Below are 19,954 nucleotides of genomic sequence, written 5' to 3'. Positions count from 1 at the left end.
CTTTTCATTAATAAACGTGTGTAATAACGATTATGCACACATATTACGAATGGCAATGGCTTATACAACGCACTCAAGAGTGCGCTCGCTGCGTTATGGCAGAATCCGCAGCGACTGAATTAGAAGATTGGCAAGGGCTTGCAGCCGAACATTTTCGTCATAGTATGAAAAATATTTCTGCACAAGCGTATGCGTTATATAACATTCGCGGAGGAATATAGTATGTCTTGGAAAGTTAAGTCCTCTGTTGTAGGTGGAATGACGCTTAGCGTTGCTGATAGAGAAGCGTATATTAGTTTTTCCAGAAAACTCAATAATATTGCTAAAGAATTACTTACGCTAAAAAATTTATGGCTTAATGCAGCGATGGTTATTGCCGGTCAAAATTATGGTATACAAAAAGAATCAGGAGCATATATTCATGATTCTTCGCAATCATTTTTAACTGAAAGCATATGTCATGAATATGCTCATAAATGTTATTTAATGTCTCAAAATTTAGAAAATCTTGCTTTTCTTATTGCAAGAGCAAATAATTTGTATGAAGATGCAGAATTTCGTGCAAAAGCCGAGTTAGACAATAAAATTTCTTTCTTGGCTCTTGCAAACCCTATTTTTGCTTTACATGTTTTATTGTCCGCAGGTCTCGCCGTTAATCAAGATAATAAAAATCATTCAGGTTTCCAAAATCTTGCTAGATGGTCCTACACAACTAAGAATATACAACAAGGAATTATTCGAGGTTTATCGCAGCACCTTATTTTAAATCCTATTACAAGTTTGCCAATATTTATTGCCGGAAATGCGAAAGGCCCCATAAATAAAAAAGAGCGTGAAACCTCACTAAACTTTTTATCCAATGCTCAAAAATATTTATCACAAGCTATTCCATTTATTTCTAGTGCTCTTAGCTTCGTAAGCGCGCCTATTAATGATCGAAAGCAAGGTAATAATTTACTTCTCACTAAAGTAAATGAGATGTGGAGAAAACCTGGATCTGTTCTTGCTAGACCTGGACGTAATCTGCTTGAAACTTTAGAAAATTTAACGGAACTTGGAAGCGAAAATTTGGGCGTTAGACCACCACTTGTTAATCCAGATGCTGCTACTATTGCAATTCAACGTTTTAGGCGCAGCGATGGCAGTTCGTCATGGTTAGTAATAATTCCAGGAACTGACGGTAAAGCACACTCTCCTTTTGGTTGGGCACAAAACGCAGAAGTAATGAGTCATAGTTCTTTAGTTAGAAAACAAGCTGATAGCACTCGAATGGTTGTAGAAGCTATGAAACGTTCTGGAATTAAATCTAACGAGCCTGTTGCTTTAGTAGGACATTCTCAAGGAGGTATTGTTGCAGCAAGCATTGCAAGCGATTACGCTAAGCAATACAACATACAGCATGTTGTTACTGCTGGATCTCCTATTGCAAATCATCCAATTCCTAAGAAAACTTGGGTTACTAGTATTGAGATGGACGATGAGATTGTGCCTTCTTTAGATGGCAAAGAGAATCCTCGTAGAAATAATTGGGTGACTATTCACGGTCATGCAATTCATGTTAAAGAATCTAAGCGTTCTTTACCTCCTGGAGTCACGCGTTTTTCTGGCAAACAATATTCGACTAAAAAATTCAATAATGACGGAATATTCGTTAATGACGTTCCAGAAGAAAGAACTTTAACTCATGATTTGCATTACCATACTGCAGCTTATGAAGATGCTCTTCAACTCGGATCTAAAAGTGTGCGCGAGCAAGATCGACATTTTCAGAATACTATTAATGGCAAATTGCAAAGTACTACATTGTGGCAAGGAGTAATGAAAAAATAAAATAATTAAATTCTTATTGAGCAAAATTAAGCTAATTCGCAGCATGATGTAACCTTAAAACTATGAAGCTTACCGATATTTCTCCTGCAATAGCTCTGACTCCTCTCGATGGACGTTATCATAATCAAACATCCACACTCGTTGAATATTTAAGCGAACCTGCGTTAAATCGCGAGCGCATGCGTGTAGAAGTTGAGTGGATGATTCTTCTCGCAAATGGTTATGAAGCTAATCAATTCCAGCCAATTGTTAAGGGTGTTAATCCTTTAACTGATGAAGAATGCTCATATTTACGTTCTATTCCTGAAAATTTTGATGCTGAAGGAATTGCTCGTCATGCTGCGCATGAGGCTATTACTCATCACGATGTTAAAGCTGTTGAATACTACATTGACGATGCGTTAGACGAAGCAGAAAATAAGCTTGGTCATGCTACTGAGCTTTCAAATTTAAAAACTTTAGTACATTTTTCATGCACAAGTGAAGATATTAATAATCTTTCTATTGCGCGTTGCGTAAAGCAAGCTGTTTTAAACGTTTATCGTCCGAATTTAGAAGCGATAGTTGATTATTTAGTTAAGAATGCTAACGAATATAGAGATTTATCTATGCTTTCGTTAACTCATGGCCAGCCTGCTACTCCAACTACTTTAGGTAAGGAATTGGCAGTGTTTGCATATCGTTTGCGTCGTCAACTTCGTCATCTTGATACTCAAGAGTATTTAGGAAAGTTGAATGGTGCTACAGGAACTTTTGGAGCTCATTTAGCTGCTTTCCCAGAAGTTGATTGGATTAGCGTATCTCAAGAGTTTGTTGAAAATAGAATGGGTCTTCAATGGAATCCATTAACAACTCAAATTGAAAGCCACGATTGGCAGGCTGAACTTTATAGCACTGTAAGTCACATAAACCATATTCTGCATAATCTTGCAGTTGACGTATGGATGTATATTTCCAGAGGTATTTTTGTGCAAGTTCCTGTAAAGGGAGCTACAGGATCTTCTACTATGCCTCATAAGGTTAACCCTATTCGTTTTGAGAACGCTGAAGCTAATCTTGAGATTTCTTGCTCACTGTTTGACACATTATGTGCAACTCTTACTGAAAGCCGCTGGCAGCGTGATCTTACAGACTCTACTACTCAAAGGAATGTTGGCTCAGCTTTCGGCTATGCTCTTCTTGCTTTGAATAATCTTTTAGGCGGTTTGAAGTCTATTCATCCTAATAAAGAATTTATGGCAAAAGAATTAGACGAAAATTGGGAAGTTCTTGGAGAGCCAATTCAAACAGCAATGCGTGCTGAAGAAATTGCTGGCGTACCTGGTATGGAACGACCATATGAGCAAGTAAAAGAATTAATGCGCGGTCACCATATTTCACAAAGTGACGTAGAAGAATTCATTAAATCTCGTAACTTTGATGCCAATACTGCAGCTCGTTTGCAAGCAATGACACCAGAATCTTACACTGGATTTGCTTCACAATTGGTGGACTTTATTGATTAAGTAGACGGTAAAGCCATGCAATCTAGCATAAATCCAAATCTTGTTATTGAAGATACTCAGCCTAGCTTAGTACGTAGTTGGGCTGATTTGTTGTATGCAATATCATCAGTTGTAATTGGCGTTTTTACTTTGTTGTCGTCAATGTGTTTATCAGCAACGGCTGATGCTATGAAGATTGATGCACGAAGTGCTACTCAAATTATAGGATTATCTTTTAATAATCTTTCATTTGTTCTGATACAGCAAGGTCTTACTCTTATTGTTGTTGCAGAAGTTATTGCACACATGGTTTCTGACAGGCGTTGGATTGATACCGCTATTTCTGTTATTACGCTGTTTATAAGTTATGGTTCAGTATGGCTGTTATCTATTGCGATATTTTCTACACACAATATAGCTTTGATTGAATCTTTACAAATGCGGTCTAATAACACTTGGGCTGATTTGCTTCCAGACATGTATGCTGTTCTGGTTGCTTTTCTTACAGTTAGTGGTCCTAGACGCGAATATAAGCATGTAATGTGGGGCTGGAATGCTTTATTCATTGTTACAGCAATACTTCTATTTTCATCTTGGGATTCCTACTCTGCTATTCTTGTATCATGTTGCTTAGGAAGAGCAATTGGTACGCTTATTCGTTTCGCAAAAGGCACACGCAGTAAGGGTGCTTGGGGTGACGATATTGTTCTTGCTTTAAAAAATATTGGCATAGATAATCTTACTCAATTAACTCGTAGAACTCAGCAAGCTGATCATACTGGAGTTCTTCGTTCAAGTCTTGATGACGATTTAATTGAAAATTCAAGATTGTATGATGCAACAGACATCCACGGCATACGTTATGTAATTTCAGTATTAGATAATCAAGTTCATTTACCAGGTTATTTAAATCAATTATGGCAGTGGGTGCGTTTAGTAGATATACCAACTCGTAGAGATCGTTCTGCTAGACATTCTGTTCATCACCACCTTTCTATGCTTCTTGTTTTACGAAATATGCATTTGCCAACAGCGAATGTTTATGGAGTAAGCGACAGTGATAAATCTTCAATAATGGTTTTTCACGCTTCTAACGCTCTACTGCCTTGCAATTTGAACACTTTAACTATTGATGATGCAGCAAAATTAATGCGTTATGTAGATGCTGCTAACACTCGCGGTATTACACATAGACGCATCACTCCTGAAACTATTGCTAGACTTGAAGACGGAACACCAGTTATTGCAGGTTGGCAAAACGGCGACGTTGCCAGCGATGATACAAATATTGCACTTGATAAAGTTCAGCTTTTAACGCTTATTGCATCTTGCACAGATATTGACACTGCTCTTAAAGCTGCTATTAACACATGGGGTGCAGAAAAGTTATCTGCACTATTGCCTTTTATGCAGAAAGCTGCTATTCCTGCTTCCACGAGATCTTTGCCATCTTGGAATAAAAAAGTTTTCCAAAATCTTTGCAATAAGTTAAGTCAAATAGTTGCTTTACACACAGATGAAGAAGATTATGATACTGTGCGTTTAGCGCGCTTCAATATACGTTTCTTTGTTAGCTTGGTTCTTTCGATTGTTGCTGTCGCTGTTATTGCTACACAGTGGCATCCTCAGGAAGTATTTGCTGCCTTGCGTCACGCAGATAATGTAATGGTATTTATGTGCTTTGCTTGCAGCATGTTTGCTTGGATTGGATCTGCAATTACTCTCGGCTCATTCATGGATGATCAAAAACCTTCTGCACATGTTTTGTTTGCATCTCAAGCAGCTACTGGTTTCACAGCAGTTTCTATGCCTGCTGGTGTTGGTCCTGCATTTGTAAATATGCAATTATTAAAGAAAAGCGGGTACACTTCAGCTCAAGCTACAGCAATTACTAGTGCAGTATGGCTTATTCAAGCATTAATGACAACTTTAGTATTACTTTCTATAGGCGTTTTCACTGGTAAAAATGTGCTTTCTGGAATGATTCCTACTCATATGCTCATTACTTTCATTGGAATAATCACACTTATAGTTTGTGTTTTAATGGTTATTCCGTCCGCTCGTAAAGCAATTCGAAAGCATTATTTGCCAATATTATCTGATTACGGCCATCAAATTAAGGAACTTATTTCACATCCTATGCAACTTATTGCAGGCTCTTTTGGTGCTATTGTGCTTGTTTCATGCATTGGATTGGGTTATTGGATTTCTTTGCTTGCATTTGGATATTACGCAAATCCTTGGGAAACAATCTTACTATTCTTACTTGCTAACGCTGCTGGATCGGCAGTGCCTACGCCAGGCGGCTTGGGTGCTGTTGAAGCTTCTCTTACTTTCGCATTTACATCTGTAGGTGTTCCTCCAACAGTTGCTTTGTCTGCCACTCTTCTGTATAGGCTTATGTTCTACTGGTTGAGAATTCCGTTAGGCGCGTTTGCAATGAAGTGGCTCAGCAATAATGAGCTTATATAAGTGAGATTTACAAACATTTGTGTATTTTTATTAGCAAATATCGTATCTGTTTCAATGCAAGTACGTTTTAAATAAAAAATAGCAAAAAATAAATAAAAAATATTAAGAAAATTGCAAAAATGGCTACATTTGTAGGGAAAATGTACTAATATCTAGTATGAACGTGACCTTTGAAGAGAAGGTCCCCTGACACAAAGGATGCTGCATGGCATACAACAAGTCTGATCTCGTTTCTAAGATCGCACAGAAGTCCAACCTGACCAAGGCACAGGCCGAAGCCGCCGTCAACGCATTCCAGGATGTGTTCGTTGAGGCTTTACAGTCCGGTGAAGGTTTGAAGCTTACTGGTCTGTTCTCCGCAGAACGCGTAAAGCGTGCTGAGCGCACTGGCCGCAACCCGCGTACCGGTGAAACCATCAAGATTCCAGCTTCTTACGGTGTACGTATTTCCGCTGGCTCCTTGTTGAAGAAGGCTGTTACTGCCTGAAATTAAGCGTTTTTCGTATTTATTACATTAAACAAATACTATTTGCGCAAAAACAAAGATGGGCACTCCAAAGCTGGGGTGCCCATCTTTTATAGATTTCCTCGTTCCATTTTTCGCAAACGCGGCTCTGCGCTATCTTTTGCTCCCGTAATGCGGTAAACGTCAAAAACGCCTTCAATTTTACGGATAGCAGCAAGTAGAGTTGCTAAGTGCTGAGGATCTGCCATTTCAAAGGTAAATTGACTTGTTGCAACACGGTCATCGCCTGTAGCAATAGTTCCGGAAAGAATATTTACTCCATGATCTGAAAGAACGCGAGTAACATCCGAAAGAAGATGTTGTCGATCCAATGCTTCAACTTGGACCTTAACCAAGAACAAGCCTTTATCGCTAGTCCATTGAACAGGAATAACGCGCTCTGATTGAGTTTTTTGCAAATCGAGCATGTTCTGGCAGTCAGTCCTATGCACAGACACACCTTGGTTTCGTGTTATAAAACCAATAATCATATCTCCTGGAACTGGCATGCAACATTTTGCAAGCTTGACCCAAACGTCTCCAACACCCTTAACTGATACTCCCAAAGCACCGTTAGACTTATGGCTGCGCTCAACATGGCGTAAAGGCAATGCTTCTTGTTCTACTTCTTCTGCAACTTCATCAGCGCCCGCATCTTTTACTAAACGCGAAATAACATTCTGTGTAGAAACTTGACCTTCGCCAATAGCCGCATATAAAGACTCAACATTAGTAGGCAAATTCAATTCATCAGCAACGCCAATTAATGCCTGCTGCGTCATCAAAGTAGTTAAAGGCAAGTTACGTTTACGCATAGCGCGAGTTAGCTCATCCTTGCCCTCTTCAATCGCCTCAGAGCGGCGTTCCTTGCTAAACCATTGACGTATTTTATTTCGAGCACGAGGAGATTTTACAAAACTCAGCCAATCGCGAGATGGTCCAGCTGTATCCGACTTTGAAGTAAGCACCTCTACAGTGTCACCGTTTGAAAGTTTCGTATCAAGAGGAACCAAGCGTCCATTTACACGCGCACCCATCATGCGGTGACCAACTTCAGTATGCACAGAATATGCAAAATCAACAGGAGTTGCATCCTGCGGAAGCGCAACAATACTCCCCTTTGGAGTAAAAACATAAACTTCAGAAGCACCAAGATCTTGTTTTAATGAACCTAAGAATTCATCTGAATCTGGAGTCTCACTAGTCCAATCAGCAAGCTGTTGAATCCACTTAAGATTATCTGCTTCGCTAAGCTCTTTTTTGTCATCAATATTATTTTCGCGTTTTAAATCATCATTATCAGGCTTACTTAAAGCGCGACCAGCCTGACCATTAGCTTTGTACTTCCAATGAGCTGCGATGCCGAATTCAGCACGCCTATGCATATCCCATGTGCGTATTTGAATCTCTACTGGCTTTCCACCAGGGCCTACAACTGTAGTATGCAAGCTTTGATACATATTCAACTTTGGAGTTGCAATGTAATCCTTAAAACGTCCTGGAACAGGGCTCCATCGAGCATGCACTGCACCTAATGCTGCATAACAGTCACGAATAGAATCGACTATTATTCTCACACCAACTAAATCGTAAATATTAGCAAAATCATGACCTCGAACGATCATCTTTTGGTAAATAGAGAAATAATCTTTTGGTCGACCTTTTACCGATGCTTTAACATGTTGTTCTGCAAGATCTGCATTAATTTCTTCAAGAATTTGTCGTAAATAAACTTCACGCTGACCTGCTCTACGAGCAACTAAAACAACAATTTCATTATAAATTTTTGGATACAGTACTTTAAAACTCAGCTCTTCAAGTTCAGTTTTAATTGCATTCATGCCTAAACGGTTAGCAAGAGGCGCATATACGTCAAGAGTTTCTCTTGCTTTTTTATGTGAACTTGATGGCTTAACATACCTCCAAGTACGAGCATTATGCAAACGATCCGCAAGCTTTACTACAAGCACTCGCACATCGCGGCTCATTGCAACAACCATCTTACGAATAGTTTCTGCTTGAGCACTTTCGCCATATTCCATGTTGGATATTTTTGTAACACCATCTACAAGACCTGCTACAGTATCGCCAAATTCAGCTCGACATTCTTCTAGCGTGTAATCTGTATCTTCTACAGTGTCGTGTAATAATCCTGAAGCAACAACAATTGGTCCCATTCCAAGATCTGCAAGAATTTGAGCTACAGCAAGAGGATGAATAATGTATGGCTCACCAGATTTGCGTCTTTGACCTGTATGCTGCTTTACAGCACGATCATAAGCTCTATGAAGAATGCTCATATCCTCATTAGGATGATGCCATTTGCACATGCTCAATATTGGCAATAATGGATTTCGAGAATCTTCGCTGATTTCACATCCGAGCCTATTGGATCCTTTTACATCCTCTTGAAGTTCACCCATTTGGCACCTCCTGGTACTTTTTACTATCCTACCTGCAACTCGCTCAATACACTACCAAAACAAAAAATACATACAATAAATCCGACTCAGTTTTAAAAACCGGTCGGATATTTATAAAAAGATTATTGTACGCCAGTGGAGCCAAAACCTTTATCAGAGCGATCAGATTCAGGTAATTTAGATGCGGGAATAAATTGTGCTTCTACATAACGTTGTATAACCATTTGAGCGATACGATCACCTTTATGGAATTGCACTGTGTTCTCAGGATCTAAATTAATAAGAGGAACCTTAATTTCACCACGATACCCGGCATCAACTGTTCCAGGTGCATTTAGCACAGTCACACCCTGTTTTGCTGCTAAACCAGAACGAGGATGCACTAAAGCAACATAACCTGCAGGTAAAGCTATAGCAACTCCAGTAGGAACAAGTGCTCTCTGGAAAGGACGCAAAGTAAAATCTTGGGTAGTTCTTAAATCGGCACCTGCATCACCTGCATGCGCGTAGCAAAGCGGCTGTAATGTAGATGTTTCATCATCGAGATACTTAATTAATACCTCAACCTGTTCGGGGCCAGTATAGGTCTCGTCATATGCCATTTAAGCTGCGCACTCCTTGCAAACAGGCTGACCATCAGCATTAGTTTCAGCTAACTGGCTGCGATGCTTAACTAAGAAGCATTCAGAACAAATAAATTCATCGCCTTGCATAGGGATAACAGTTACGGATGCATCTTCGTTACTTAAATCAGCACCTGGCAACTCGTAGTCTTCAGCAATAGCATTTTCATCATCGTCAATATCGCTGTTTGAATTTTGAGAACCTTTACTCAAAGCTTCCAACGACTCTTCGTCCTCATCTTTGCTACGAGGAGAATCATAATCCTGTGCCATTATGGTCCTTTCGTTTTTAAAGCTACTTACGCGCATAGCATACACGAATGCTACCCCGTATATTACACATTTTTTATTTTAAATAAAATGGTAAAGAATGCAGTGTATGGACTAAAGTATATAAATAGTATTGTTAAAAGCGAAGAAAGTGGTGCATAATGCTTGAAAATCCGCCAAAAGAGGCGAGTTTCGACCATATTGACGCAGACGGTAATTTGATTTTCATTTGTGAAAACACGCCGTTACGTATTCAAGTGGACGACACGCTGGAACGCGCCATCGCTGGTTCACATAAAATTACGAGTAAAAACAGCGATGAACATAACTCAGCAGATGCTGGCACAAATTCTATGCAATCTAATGCAACATTGCCTATTTCGCAAATTCAGGCATTGATTCGCGCAGGAGTTGCACCTTCACATGTGGCGCAAAGATACAACGTTAGTGAAGCACAAGTTAGGCGTTTTTCTGCAGGCGTTGAAACCGAAAAGCAGTATGCAATTGAGCAGTTCCTTCTAGTACCTGCTCCTAAACAAAGCAATATGCGCACTATTGCAGATTTAATTGAAAGAACATTAGCTAAAGCACATATTGGCATGGAAACAGTGCAATGGAAAGCAACGCGTAGAGGATTAGAGCCATGGCGAATTACTGCTACTTTCAAAACTGCTACTCGCACTATTAAAGCTGAGTGGACATGGAACATGCATGACAACTCTGTTACATGCGCGAACCCTTCGTCTAGATTATTGCTTGGTGAAGATGTTAATGCAGCGGATACTTCTAAACAATCTCCATATGGTGGAGCTTATAGAGACACTGTAAGCATTAATTTCCCATTCAACACTGAAGAGCTTCCAGGAAATTCTATTCGTTCTGCCAGAATCGAACGAGCTGTTTCTCAATGGGAACTTAGAAACAGTGACAAACTTGCAGATGCACAAGCCCAATCTTCCTTCGAAAATCAGGACAATAATTCTGACATACAGCAAGTATTAGAAAAAGGCTATTCTAGGCGTTCTACTGAAACAAATACGCAATTTATTAAAGAAGATAATCCTCAGCAGACTTCGCTAATACAACCAGATGCTGAATTTATTAATAGAAACGAAACGAATAGCAAAATCGTCAATGCGTCTAATGAAGCACAAAAATCATTGGCTGCGAAAGTTCAAAATGCTGAAAAAGCAGATATTGTTAGTACGAATTTGCAAAAAAATGCTGCTGAAAGTAATCAAAATTCTACTAAAAATAATCAAGAAATTAATACTAATGGCCAAGAAAAATCATCTTCTGAGCACAATAAACGTAAAGCTGGAAGAGCAGCAGTACCAAGCTGGGATGAAATATTATTTGGCGAAAGCTAAATAAGAAGTTTAAAAATAAATTTTTCGCTTATTAATAATATGTGTGACACTCTTAGTAAAATTTGAGTGTCACACATTTTATTTGCTAAGTTACGATTTATAAAATATTCTCAATAATAGAAGCAAAAAATCGCTTACACTAAATCTATGAGGCACGGAATATCCATTTCCATATGAGTCATCGATCCATGAACGCTAGGTAAACTCATAGCTTTATCAGATTGAATGCGAGAATCAACAATTGTGTAAGCTCCACAAGCTTGCACAATAACATCGCCAATAACATCCTCTGCCCTGTTGTTTACTAAACCAAAAATACCATCGTCAATGGCTTGTTTTTTACTGCGTACAATTGCATTAGTTCCAAAATATTCACGCCAACGGTAAATAATATCTTCAGGATTTGCGTCACTGTTAGCATACAACATTACAGAACGAGGTTCACCGCCAACCATCGATACGCCTTTTATCAGCTCATCATGTTTAGCAATATCAATTCGCTTATTGGGATCGGATTTAATCATCCCATGATCTGCAGTAATAACAATTAATGTTCCAGGAGCACAATTTGCTCGCAAAAGACGCAACTGCTCGTCAATTTGCTCAAAAACAGAAACCCACTGCTGAGAATCCCAACCATAATTATGACCGGTTTTATCAGCGTCACGTAAATACATATAAGTTAAACCTGGAGTTTTACTGTTATTAGCAGCCTTAAGAATGCGAGCTCTAGGAGTTCCAGCAGTAATATAATTTGCTCCACGAAAAGCAGCTTTGGTAAGAGGAGTATTTTCAAACTTTGGTAATCCCACGCTATCTGCACGGACTCCATTAGAAACTAAACTTTCAAATATAGTCGGCTCTTGCTGCAAAACTAGCGGATCAGGCGCATCATTAAATTGAATAAGCTGCGCAAGTTTACCAGTTTGAGAATTCTTTTGCGTGTAACCGGTCATGCAAGTAAGACCAGGACATGTGCCTGTTCCAAAAGTAGCCATTGCAGCAACAGTTGTGCTTGGAACGCACGTGCTAATTGGTCGTTGATTTATTGATTCGTTAAGCAAGGATCGTAAATAAGGAGCGTGACCTTTGCGCATAAGAATATTCCAGTATCCTAAACCATCTATTAACACTACAATTGCAGAATTAGATTTAGGGAAACCAAGACTTTCTCGCAAAGCGTGTGGATCGTTATGAATAGCTGTTTTAACAGGAGCATCTATTGCATCACTTAAAGCTGGAAGAACCGAAGATATATGTAACGCTCCACCAAGATTTTTTTCATTAAAATCGTAAGAAAAATTTTCATTAACTGCGGAATTAGAAAAATCACCGTACTTAACATTACCAACAAATTGCAAAAGATCATTTTCAGACGGTATTTCAGCACTCATACTTACTATTGAACCACTTATATTGCATTGAACAAAACGCGAATAACAAATATTTATATAAATAACTAGTCAAATTGCTGAAAAATTCAGCAAAAACATGCTGTTTGTGCATATAAATTGGTAAGATTGATAGCCGTAATGTCATTCAAGGAGTTCTAAATATGCCCTCACGCCATCACTCAACACAGCAAGCTTTCGACCCAAGAAAAGTTAAAGAGCATATTGTTGAAACACCATTAAACGAAGAAATGAGCAAATCCTTCTTGGAATATGCTTATTCAGTTATTTATGCTCGAGCTTTACCGGACGCACGAGACGGAATGAAACCAGTGCAGCGACGCATTGTGTATCAAATGGGCAATATGAATTTGAGTCCTGATCATGCTTATATGAAATCAGCGCGTGTTGTTGGTGAAGTAATGGGTAAACTTCATCCTCACGGTGATTCTGCAATCTATGAGTCAATGGTTCGTCTAGCTCAACCATTTTCCCTACGCTTGCCGCTTGTTGACGGACACGGTAATTTTGGCTCTCTTGACGACGGTCCAGCAGCTTCTCGATACACCGAAGCGCGTTTAGCTCCTGCATCACTAGGTATGAACGCGGATATCAACGAAGACACAGTTGATTTTGTACCAAATTACGACAATAAACTAAAAGAACCTACTGTGCTTCCTGCAGCTATTCCAAATCTTTTAGTAAATGGCGCTTCTGGAATTGCTGTAGGCATGGCAACAAATATGGCAACGCATAATCTAGGCGAAGTAGTTGCTGCAGCAAAATATGTTATGAAACATCCTGATGCAACCCTAGATGATCTTATGAAACTAGTTCCAGGACCTGACTGGCCTAGCGGAGGAATTATCATTGGTCGAAGTGGCATTCGCGAAGCTTACGCAACAGGTCGCGGAGCATTCACTACAAGATCTACAACACATATCGAAAATATTACTGCTCGCAAAAAAGCTATTATTGTTACAGAACTTCCGTTTATGGTTGGCCCAGAGCGCGTTTTGGAAAGAATTTCTCAAGGAGTTAAATCAAGAAAATTAGACGGTATTTCAGGTGCTATTGATTTAACAGATCGACATAACGGAACTCGTATTGTTATTGAGATTAAGACAGGTTTTGATCCTAACGCTGTGCTTGCTCAACTTTTTAAGCACACTCCTTTGCAAGAGAGCTTTACTATTAACAATGTTGCACTTGTTGACGGTAGACCTCACACAATGGGCTTGCGAGAGCTATTAGACGTTTGGATTTCTCACCGCAGAACCGTGGTACGCAGACGCAGCGAATTTAGGCGCAAAAAAGCTCAAGAACGCTTACATTTGGTTGATGGCTTGCTTCTTGCACTTCTTGATATTGATGAAGTAATTCAGGTCATTCGTTCATCTGAAGATGCAGATAGTGCAAAAACTAAGTTAATTAAAGTATTCGATCTTGATGAAATTCAAGCACAGTATATTCTTGACTTACGTCTTCGCAGACTTACTAAAATGAGCCGAATAGAGCTCGAAGCTGAACGCGACGATTTGCTCAAAAAAATTGAAGAGCTAAATCAAATATTAAGTTCTGAAGCTAAACTCGACAACGTCGTAATAGCAGATATGGATTCTGCAGTTAAACAATGGGATACTCCACGCAGAACAATTTTGCTTGACGAAAATGAAGATGGTAGTTTTACTCCAGTAGCCTCCAGCATAAATAAAAACAGTGAGGATATTGCGATTAAAGCCGTTCAATCAGCAAATAAAATTACTTCAACTCAAGCAGATTTGGCTGCAGCAGCTAATGCAGCTCGTAAAACTGGAGAAGCTGACGCATCTTCTGTTGCAATGCAATTAAGTGACGAACCTTGCGCAGTAGCATTAAGCACTTCAGGGTTAATTGCCAGAACAAGCATTGCAGTGTTAGAACATTGGAATTCGCACAACAACAACGTATTTAACACTCCTTGTAAAACAATGTTTGCAACAACAACGCGTTCAACTTGTGCTCTTGTTACTTCATCTGGTCGACTAGTTCTAGCTCATGTTGCAGATTTGCCACAACTTAACTATGAAGAAGGAAAACCTGCGCTGCTCAACCACGGAGTAAAAGCACAAGAACTGCTAACTTCCACGCAAAGCACGGATCCAGTAAGAGGAGAACGCGTAGTTTCAGCAATAGCATTTGATGCCTCACAAAACGCTACTCCACTTGCAATTGGAACACGAAACGGTGTAGTTAAAAGATGGAATTTTGAAGCTCCAACTACCATGGATTCATGGAGCATAATTGACTTAAAAGACGACGACACCGTTATTGCCGCAGCTCCAGCAAAAGACAACGACAGACTCGTGTTCATTAGTAGTGATTCTTCATTACTTACCTTTGACGCTAAACAAGTTAGACCACAAGGACGCACAGCAGGCGGAATGGCAGGCATTCGTTTAGCAGAAGGTGCTAAAGTTGCAACCTTCGCAGTAGTGCCAGAAAAATCAATAGAGTGGCATTACGAAGAAGGTGAAAATGGTTTATTCTCCGCTTCTGGAACAGTTGTATTCACCGTTGCTGGAGACAGTGAAGCTCTTCCTGGAACCGAAAACGGTTCTGCAAAGATTACTCCATTTGACATGTACCCAACAAAAGGTCGCGCAACTGGTGGCGTGCGCTCGCAAAGATTCCTTAAAGGTCAAGATACGTTGATACACGCATATGTTGGATACTATCCATTGCAAGCAGTTACGGAAGGCGGAAGCAATGTTGAGTTACCTAAACCAGATATGCGTAGGGACGCTTCTGGAACTGAGCTTGTTTCCCCAATTGCACATATTGGGTAGTAATGTTTTTGCTTGCTAGTTTTACACTTTTTAAAGCTAGTTTTTGCGAGCATGCTTGGAATATCTGCGAAGTGATTTTCTAGCTTCTACAAGTGCAAAAATTCCTGCAGTCACAGATGCAAACAAATAATTTATTACCATAGCTACTGAAGAGCCAGTTTTAGGAAGATGCTTAACAACGCGCTTAGCTTCCGGTTGCTCCGGTTGCGAAAGAGCTGGAGCAGACTCAGGTTCTGGCTCAGGCTCAGAAGGTGTCAGAATCGGACCTGGAGCGACAGGGGCCGACGACTCAGGAAGTGGAACAGGAGTTGGAGTTAGCTCCGGTTCCGGCGCAGGAGCTGGTGGAATTAGAGGCGTTGGCTTCTTATTAACAGTTACTGTTGCAACTGTTGTTGCAGTAGCACCGCCATTGTCCGTTACGCTAAACGTGATAGTGTAAACGCCTGGAACATTGTTATTAAAACCACCGTCACTAATACGCTTAACCTTAGTTGTTATAGAATTATCCTCAATATCACTAACAGACACAACAAGACTATTCAAATCGAGTGAATTACCCTCAGTAATAGTCTTATTCTGAACTGTAATAACTGGTAAGTAATTCTTAAAAATGGAGTAAACTTTCAAATTTTTGTTTACACTAGTGCTGGCAAGGAACACTGCACCAGTACCGTCTTGATCTTCATTCCACCCTTCAAAAGTGTACCCAATCTTCGTAGGATCTTTAGGCATAGACTGACTATCAACACTCTTATCGTTTATGCTTTTGCCTTCCTTAACTTGCACAGAAGCATAATGAGAATTAGCGCCATTTACAAAAGTAACTGTGTAAATCGTAGCTTTAGGAACAATGTTGTACGTAAAATGCGATCTACCAATCATCCTAGGCACACGCTGAACAAAGTCATAAAAAATGCACTGACCTTCAAGTGTGCCAGTTTTTACAGCTACATATTTGCCATCAGCATTTTTCTTAAAATATGGTGAGAGGTCAATCGTTACAGGATTTCCATTCTCCTCAAAACCCTCCATAACACTGATTGTATGACCAGCGCTTTCTTGCGTAATTTTGATAGGACTTTTGTATTCCTCTCCCACTTCAATAGTGAAAGGTCCAGGATTTTGATTGTCAAACGGTGAATCATTTTCCCCTGAGCGAAACTTATATTGTCCTAAATTACCTTTTACGACAATTTCAGAAATTTTATTACCTTGGAAAGCAACACTACCAACTCCAGCAAGATAATACGGATTAGTATCTGTATCGTGCTCTTTTCCCTTATCATCAAGCACGCCTTCAAACACAACTTTTTCAATTTCATTAGCAACAAAGGCTGCATCGCTTACTGAAACCACATTTTTTGGAATAACAACGGTTCCTTTAATTTTATTCCAACCAAAAGCTCCATATTCTATTATTCTAAGAGATTGCGGAAGAGTGACACCCTCAATATAAGTCTCGCCGTCAACGTGTTTATGCTTATTCCCGACTTTGTCAGCCTGACCGGTAAAAGCACATTCATGAATTACCTCAATACCCTCAGGAATCACAACATGATGATTTTTCTTAAGTTTCTCCTTGCCTTTGGCACTAAGTCCGTCCACATACTCATTTACCGTTTGACCGGTCTCCGGATAATAAACATTTTTCCTACCTCCAATAGTTTTACCATCGTCAGAAATGTTAAAGTCGTCCTTCGTCCAAGTTAAAGATGCATCATCTGTAGTACCCGAATCAGTTGATGCTGCTTTAGATTCTGCAGATGCGTGTACGCTTCTATCTTCACGATTATTTGTTTGAAGATTAGTATTGCTTACATCTATAAGAGTTTGTGTAAGTCTAGCATTTTCAGAATTTTCAGCATCAGTTACAGATTCAGAAGCTTTAGAAGATTTAGTAGATTTTGTGGTTTCGGCAGTTTTTGCAGTTTCGCTAGACTTGGAAGGTACAGTATTTCCAGAAGGTTTTGCGGAAGTGCTATCTAAAGCAGACCCCCCCCATTGGGCGTATTAGAAGCTGCGTTATAAGAAGTTACGGAAGAAGAACCTTCTGTAGAGGAAGTTTCTGTATTAGAAGCTGTGGTAGAAGAATTATTTGTAGAAGAATTTACAGTCGTATTAACACCAGAAGAAGCTGAAGTTTCGGCAGCATTCGCACTTTGCGCCATGCAGAAAGCACAAGCAGCAGTAGCAATACCCATCATAGTGCTAGTCAACATAAGACCAGTTCTCTTATTCATTTACCCTCTTAAAAAATAGATAACGAGATAATGTAAAAACGTATACACATTGTACGCTTTATAGTCGAAATACAAATGCAAGCATGGTATATCACACAATCGTTTAATTTATTACAAAAGTCATGCATTAACACACATTTTAGAATTATGCATCTCATCAAGCAAATCTTGAACCAAATATCCGTCGCTCATACAATGCATATCCGAAATACCATTACGCATCAAATCGTAAGTAACAGAATGGTAAAACACGTCAAGCGCCTGCTCATAACTCAACCCAGCACGCTCAGCCAGAAGACTTACAACCCTAGCATACTTCTTTTGCAACAAAATAGGATTCGCCTTCAAAATCCATCACTCCCCTAAAAACTTACTATTTACACACTCGCTTTTTATGTATGTAAGACACAAATCAATAGCTTTTTGACTTCTAAAACATATTTGATTATTAGGTTTTTCATATTTTAGTCTGCCTAAAGCTTCAGACTTAGTAATTAAATCATCAAAAAACAATTCAAGTGTGTTATAAACCTTATCGTTTGCTACACCGCCAATTACTACATCAAAACTGCTTGTATCATTTCCAGAACGAGCATTAAGTATGAAATTAAGCCATTCTTCAGAATATGAATCAAACTTAAGAACAGATAATTCATTAAGAACATTATTGTCAAAATTATAAGAAGAAACAAAAGCATCTTTGTCCTTGCGAATAAATTTCTTCGCCCAATTATCAGCCTGACTACGTATTGATGTAACGTAGAATCCTGCGCCAAAATCAACATCTTTACGCGAATGCAATACATCTGGAAATTCAACAGGCATAAAAGAACCGTGATAAACAATCATACTTTTACACCTTTTTCGCGCATGAAGGAAATAATATCGTTTGTAATATACTCTTTGCCTTGAGTGTGCAAAACGTCATAAGATGGAACAATATAAGACATAAGAATATTACTCTTCTTAGTCAAAGCATCATACGTATCGCGAGGGTTTTGATTAAGCTTCTTAGCAACATTTTCAATACAAAATATTGCAAAATCAAGCTTATCTTTGTCAAAGACTTCTTGCTTAATATCATTCATAACCCCTCCTTTTGTAAAAACATTATTAGAAATACATCTACTAGATAATGCGTATACAACAAGTTCTAACACACCTAGCACACATAACACATCTAACACAAGTCTACATCAAAAAAATATAAGCAATCGCGCATACAAATACTTTCACGCTCAACTTTCGCAAGTTCGAAGCAAGCGCACGTGCATAAAAGTCATTACAGCGAGAAGAATAAGCAAATAAGCCGGAAGAAGCACCATAGAAACATTCTGCGCAATTAGTCCAAAAATCGCAGGCATTACCATAGACCCAATATATGCGCTTGCCATTTGCATGCCAACAATAGCTTGAGACTTATCTGCACCAAAATAATGCGGCGTGGAATGAATAATGCATGGGTAAACTGGAGCGCAGCCTAGTCCAATAATTACAAATCCTGCAATAAGCTCAATATGATTCGGCAAAGGCAGCAACAATACTAGAATGCCCATAAGCATTACGCACTGCCCAATACGAATCATCGTTGCATCGTTAAAACGCATAGTAAGAAATCCGCTTACAAAACGACCAACTGTAATGCCAACATAAAACAAGCTTGCCCAACCTGCCGCAACAATGCGGCTAACTCCTCCATGCAAAACCATGTAACTACTAGCCCACAATCCTGCAGTTTGCTCCAACGCACAATAGCAAAAGAACATAATAAGAATATTCTTAGCTCCTGGAATGCGCAAAACTTCTGCGTAAGATAGCATCCCAGAAGATTGTTTCTTTACCTCAGTAAGATTATGCGTCTCTGCCTTTTTATTATTATTTTTCCACAGCGGCAAACTTATGAATAACACAAGAGTGAGAGCAATTTGTATAACAGCAATATACTGGTAGCCTGCAGGCCAGCGCTGACCGTGAGAAAGTGCGAAACCCATAACATAAGGACCTGCGGAAGCACCAATTCCCCACATGCAGTGAAGCCAGCTCATGTGCCAGCTTTCATAGTGAATTGCAACGTAATTATTAAGAGCCGCATCCACTCCTCCAGCACCTAAACCGTATGGTATAGCTAGAAAAATAAGCACAAGATAATTCGGAGCAAAAGAAAAACCTAGTAACGCTAAAGCTGTTAAAGCAACTGAAATAAGCGTAACCTTCCCAGGGCCAAACTTATGCGTAAACCTATTAGATAGCAGCGCAGAAACAATTGTTCCTGCAGAAATAACCATTGATATTCCACCAGCCCAAGAAATTTGCGCACCAACATCATGACTCATCGTAGGCCACGCAGCTCCAAGAAGAGCATCCGGCAAACCCAAGCTTATAAAAGCAAGATAAATAACAGCAAGAAGAAGGTTAATCATAAAAATTCCCCAACACTAGTACTTCATATTTGTAATGCCAACGCGACTTTATAAAGCAATATAAAGGAATACAAATATACAAGGCGACATAAAGCGAC

At 39.4% G+C, this 19,954-nt stretch carries 17 protein-coding genes; 7 read left to right on the top strand and 10 right to left on the bottom strand.

Annotated elements, in window-relative coordinates:
* Positions 1–32 precede the first annotated feature (32 nt).
* The 5 genes from HXT41_RS01370 to HXT41_RS01350 all read left to right on the top strand — a co-directional run bounded on the left by HXT41_RS01370 (position 33) and on the right by HXT41_RS01350 (position 6,273).
* Positions 33–221, top strand: coding sequence for a hypothetical protein (locus tag HXT41_RS01370; RefSeq protein WP_041160494.1), 189 nt, complete (start codon positions 33–35; stop codon positions 219–221).
* A gap of 1 nt (position 222) precedes the next feature.
* Complete coding sequence (locus tag HXT41_RS01365) at positions 223–1,830, top strand: alpha/beta hydrolase (protein ID WP_421788763.1); 1,608 nt, start codon at positions 223–225, stop codon at positions 1,828–1,830.
* Between the two features lie 62 nt (positions 1,831–1,892).
* Positions 1,893–3,335 (top strand): adenylosuccinate lyase, encoded by a 1,443-nt coding sequence (purB, locus tag HXT41_RS01360; RefSeq protein ID WP_012914127.1) that lies wholly within the window; start codon positions 1,893–1,895, stop codon positions 3,333–3,335.
* A gap of 15 nt (positions 3,336–3,350) precedes the next feature.
* The gene (locus tag HXT41_RS01355) at positions 3,351–5,786 is read left to right on the top strand and encodes a lysylphosphatidylglycerol synthase transmembrane domain-containing protein (protein ID WP_004111489.1); all 2,436 of its coding nucleotides are present in this window, start codon (positions 3,351–3,353) and stop codon (positions 5,784–5,786) included.
* Positions 5,787–5,991: 205 nt separating this feature from the next.
* Positions 5,992–6,273 carry an HU family DNA-binding protein gene (locus HXT41_RS01350; RefSeq protein ID WP_004119480.1) on the top strand — a complete coding sequence of 94 codons (282 nt, stop codon included), beginning with the start codon at positions 5,992–5,994 and terminating at the stop codon, positions 6,271–6,273.
* Between the two features lie 89 nt (positions 6,274–6,362).
* Here the strand turns inward: HXT41_RS01350 and HXT41_RS01345 are convergent, their stop codons facing one another.
* The 3 genes from HXT41_RS01345 to HXT41_RS01335 all read right to left on the bottom strand — a co-directional run bounded on the left by HXT41_RS01345 (position 6,363) and on the right by HXT41_RS01335 (position 9,610).
* Positions 6,363–8,714: a RelA/SpoT family protein gene (locus HXT41_RS01345; protein ID WP_116431719.1), complete on the bottom strand. Its 2,352-nt coding sequence runs from the start codon at positions 8,712–8,714 to the stop codon at positions 6,363–6,365.
* Between the two features lie 122 nt (positions 8,715–8,836).
* Complete coding sequence (gene dut, locus HXT41_RS01340; protein ID WP_004106773.1) at positions 8,837–9,316, bottom strand: dUTP diphosphatase; 480 nt, start codon at positions 9,314–9,316, stop codon at positions 8,837–8,839.
* Positions 9,317–9,610 carry a DUF4193 domain-containing protein gene (locus HXT41_RS01335; protein ID WP_004111484.1) on the bottom strand — a complete coding sequence of 98 codons (294 nt, stop codon included), beginning with the start codon at positions 9,608–9,610 and terminating at the stop codon, positions 9,317–9,319.
* A gap of 158 nt (positions 9,611–9,768) precedes the next feature.
* On the opposite strand from HXT41_RS01335, the gene sepH reads away from it, so the two are divergent.
* Positions 9,769–10,977 (top strand): septation protein SepH, encoded by a 1,209-nt coding sequence (sepH, locus tag HXT41_RS01330; protein WP_116773743.1) that lies wholly within the window; start codon positions 9,769–9,771, stop codon positions 10,975–10,977.
* A gap of 134 nt (positions 10,978–11,111) precedes the next feature.
* Here sepH and HXT41_RS01325 read toward each other — a convergent pair whose 3' ends face one another.
* Positions 11,112–12,371, bottom strand: coding sequence for an alkaline phosphatase family protein (locus HXT41_RS01325; protein WP_004111479.1), 1,260 nt, complete (start codon positions 12,369–12,371; stop codon positions 11,112–11,114).
* A gap of 161 nt (positions 12,372–12,532) precedes the next feature.
* On the opposite strand from HXT41_RS01325, the gene HXT41_RS01320 reads away from it, so the two are divergent.
* Complete coding sequence (locus HXT41_RS01320; protein ID WP_116773744.1) at positions 12,533–15,196, top strand: DNA gyrase/topoisomerase IV subunit A; 2,664 nt, start codon at positions 12,533–12,535, stop codon at positions 15,194–15,196.
* A 36-nt stretch (positions 15,197–15,232) separates the two neighbouring features.
* Here the strand turns inward: HXT41_RS01320 and HXT41_RS01315 are convergent, their stop codons facing one another.
* From HXT41_RS01315 to HXT41_RS01290, 6 genes are all read right to left on the bottom strand, one after another.
* On the bottom strand, positions 15,233–16,801 hold the full coding sequence (locus HXT41_RS01315; RefSeq protein WP_421788762.1) for an InlB B-repeat-containing protein: 1,569 nt from the start codon (positions 16,799–16,801) through the stop codon (positions 15,233–15,235).
* Between the two features lie 377 nt (positions 16,802–17,178).
* Positions 17,179–17,436, bottom strand: coding sequence for a hypothetical protein (locus HXT41_RS01310; protein ID WP_421788761.1), 258 nt, complete (start codon positions 17,434–17,436; stop codon positions 17,179–17,181).
* Between the two features lie 120 nt (positions 17,437–17,556).
* Complete coding sequence (locus HXT41_RS01305) at positions 17,557–17,784, bottom strand: DUF3791 domain-containing protein (RefSeq protein ID WP_004111475.1); 228 nt, start codon at positions 17,782–17,784, stop codon at positions 17,557–17,559.
* Positions 17,785–17,790: 6 nt separating this feature from the next.
* Positions 17,791–18,285 (bottom strand): DUF3990 domain-containing protein, encoded by a 495-nt coding sequence (locus tag HXT41_RS01300; protein WP_012914120.1) that lies wholly within the window; start codon positions 18,283–18,285, stop codon positions 17,791–17,793.
* The gene (locus HXT41_RS01295) at positions 18,282–18,524 is read right to left on the bottom strand and encodes a DUF3791 domain-containing protein (RefSeq protein ID WP_012914119.1); all 243 of its coding nucleotides are present in this window, start codon (positions 18,522–18,524) and stop codon (positions 18,282–18,284) included. The genes HXT41_RS01300 and HXT41_RS01295 overlap by 4 nt, the downstream gene beginning before the upstream one ends.
* Before the next feature lie 150 nt (positions 18,525–18,674).
* Positions 18,675–19,856: an MFS transporter gene (locus tag HXT41_RS01290; RefSeq protein WP_012914118.1), complete on the bottom strand. Its 1,182-nt coding sequence runs from the start codon at positions 19,854–19,856 to the stop codon at positions 18,675–18,677.
* Between the last annotated feature and the right edge of the window lie 98 nt (positions 19,857–19,954).

It is taken from the genome of Gardnerella sp. DNF01189, assembly GCF_049244195.1.
GTDB lineage: Bacteria > Actinomycetota > Actinomycetes > Actinomycetales > Bifidobacteriaceae > Bifidobacterium > Bifidobacterium swidsinskii.
The sequence above is the reverse complement of the archived record's forward strand: the minus strand, read 5'-3'. Positions and strand labels throughout refer to the sequence as shown.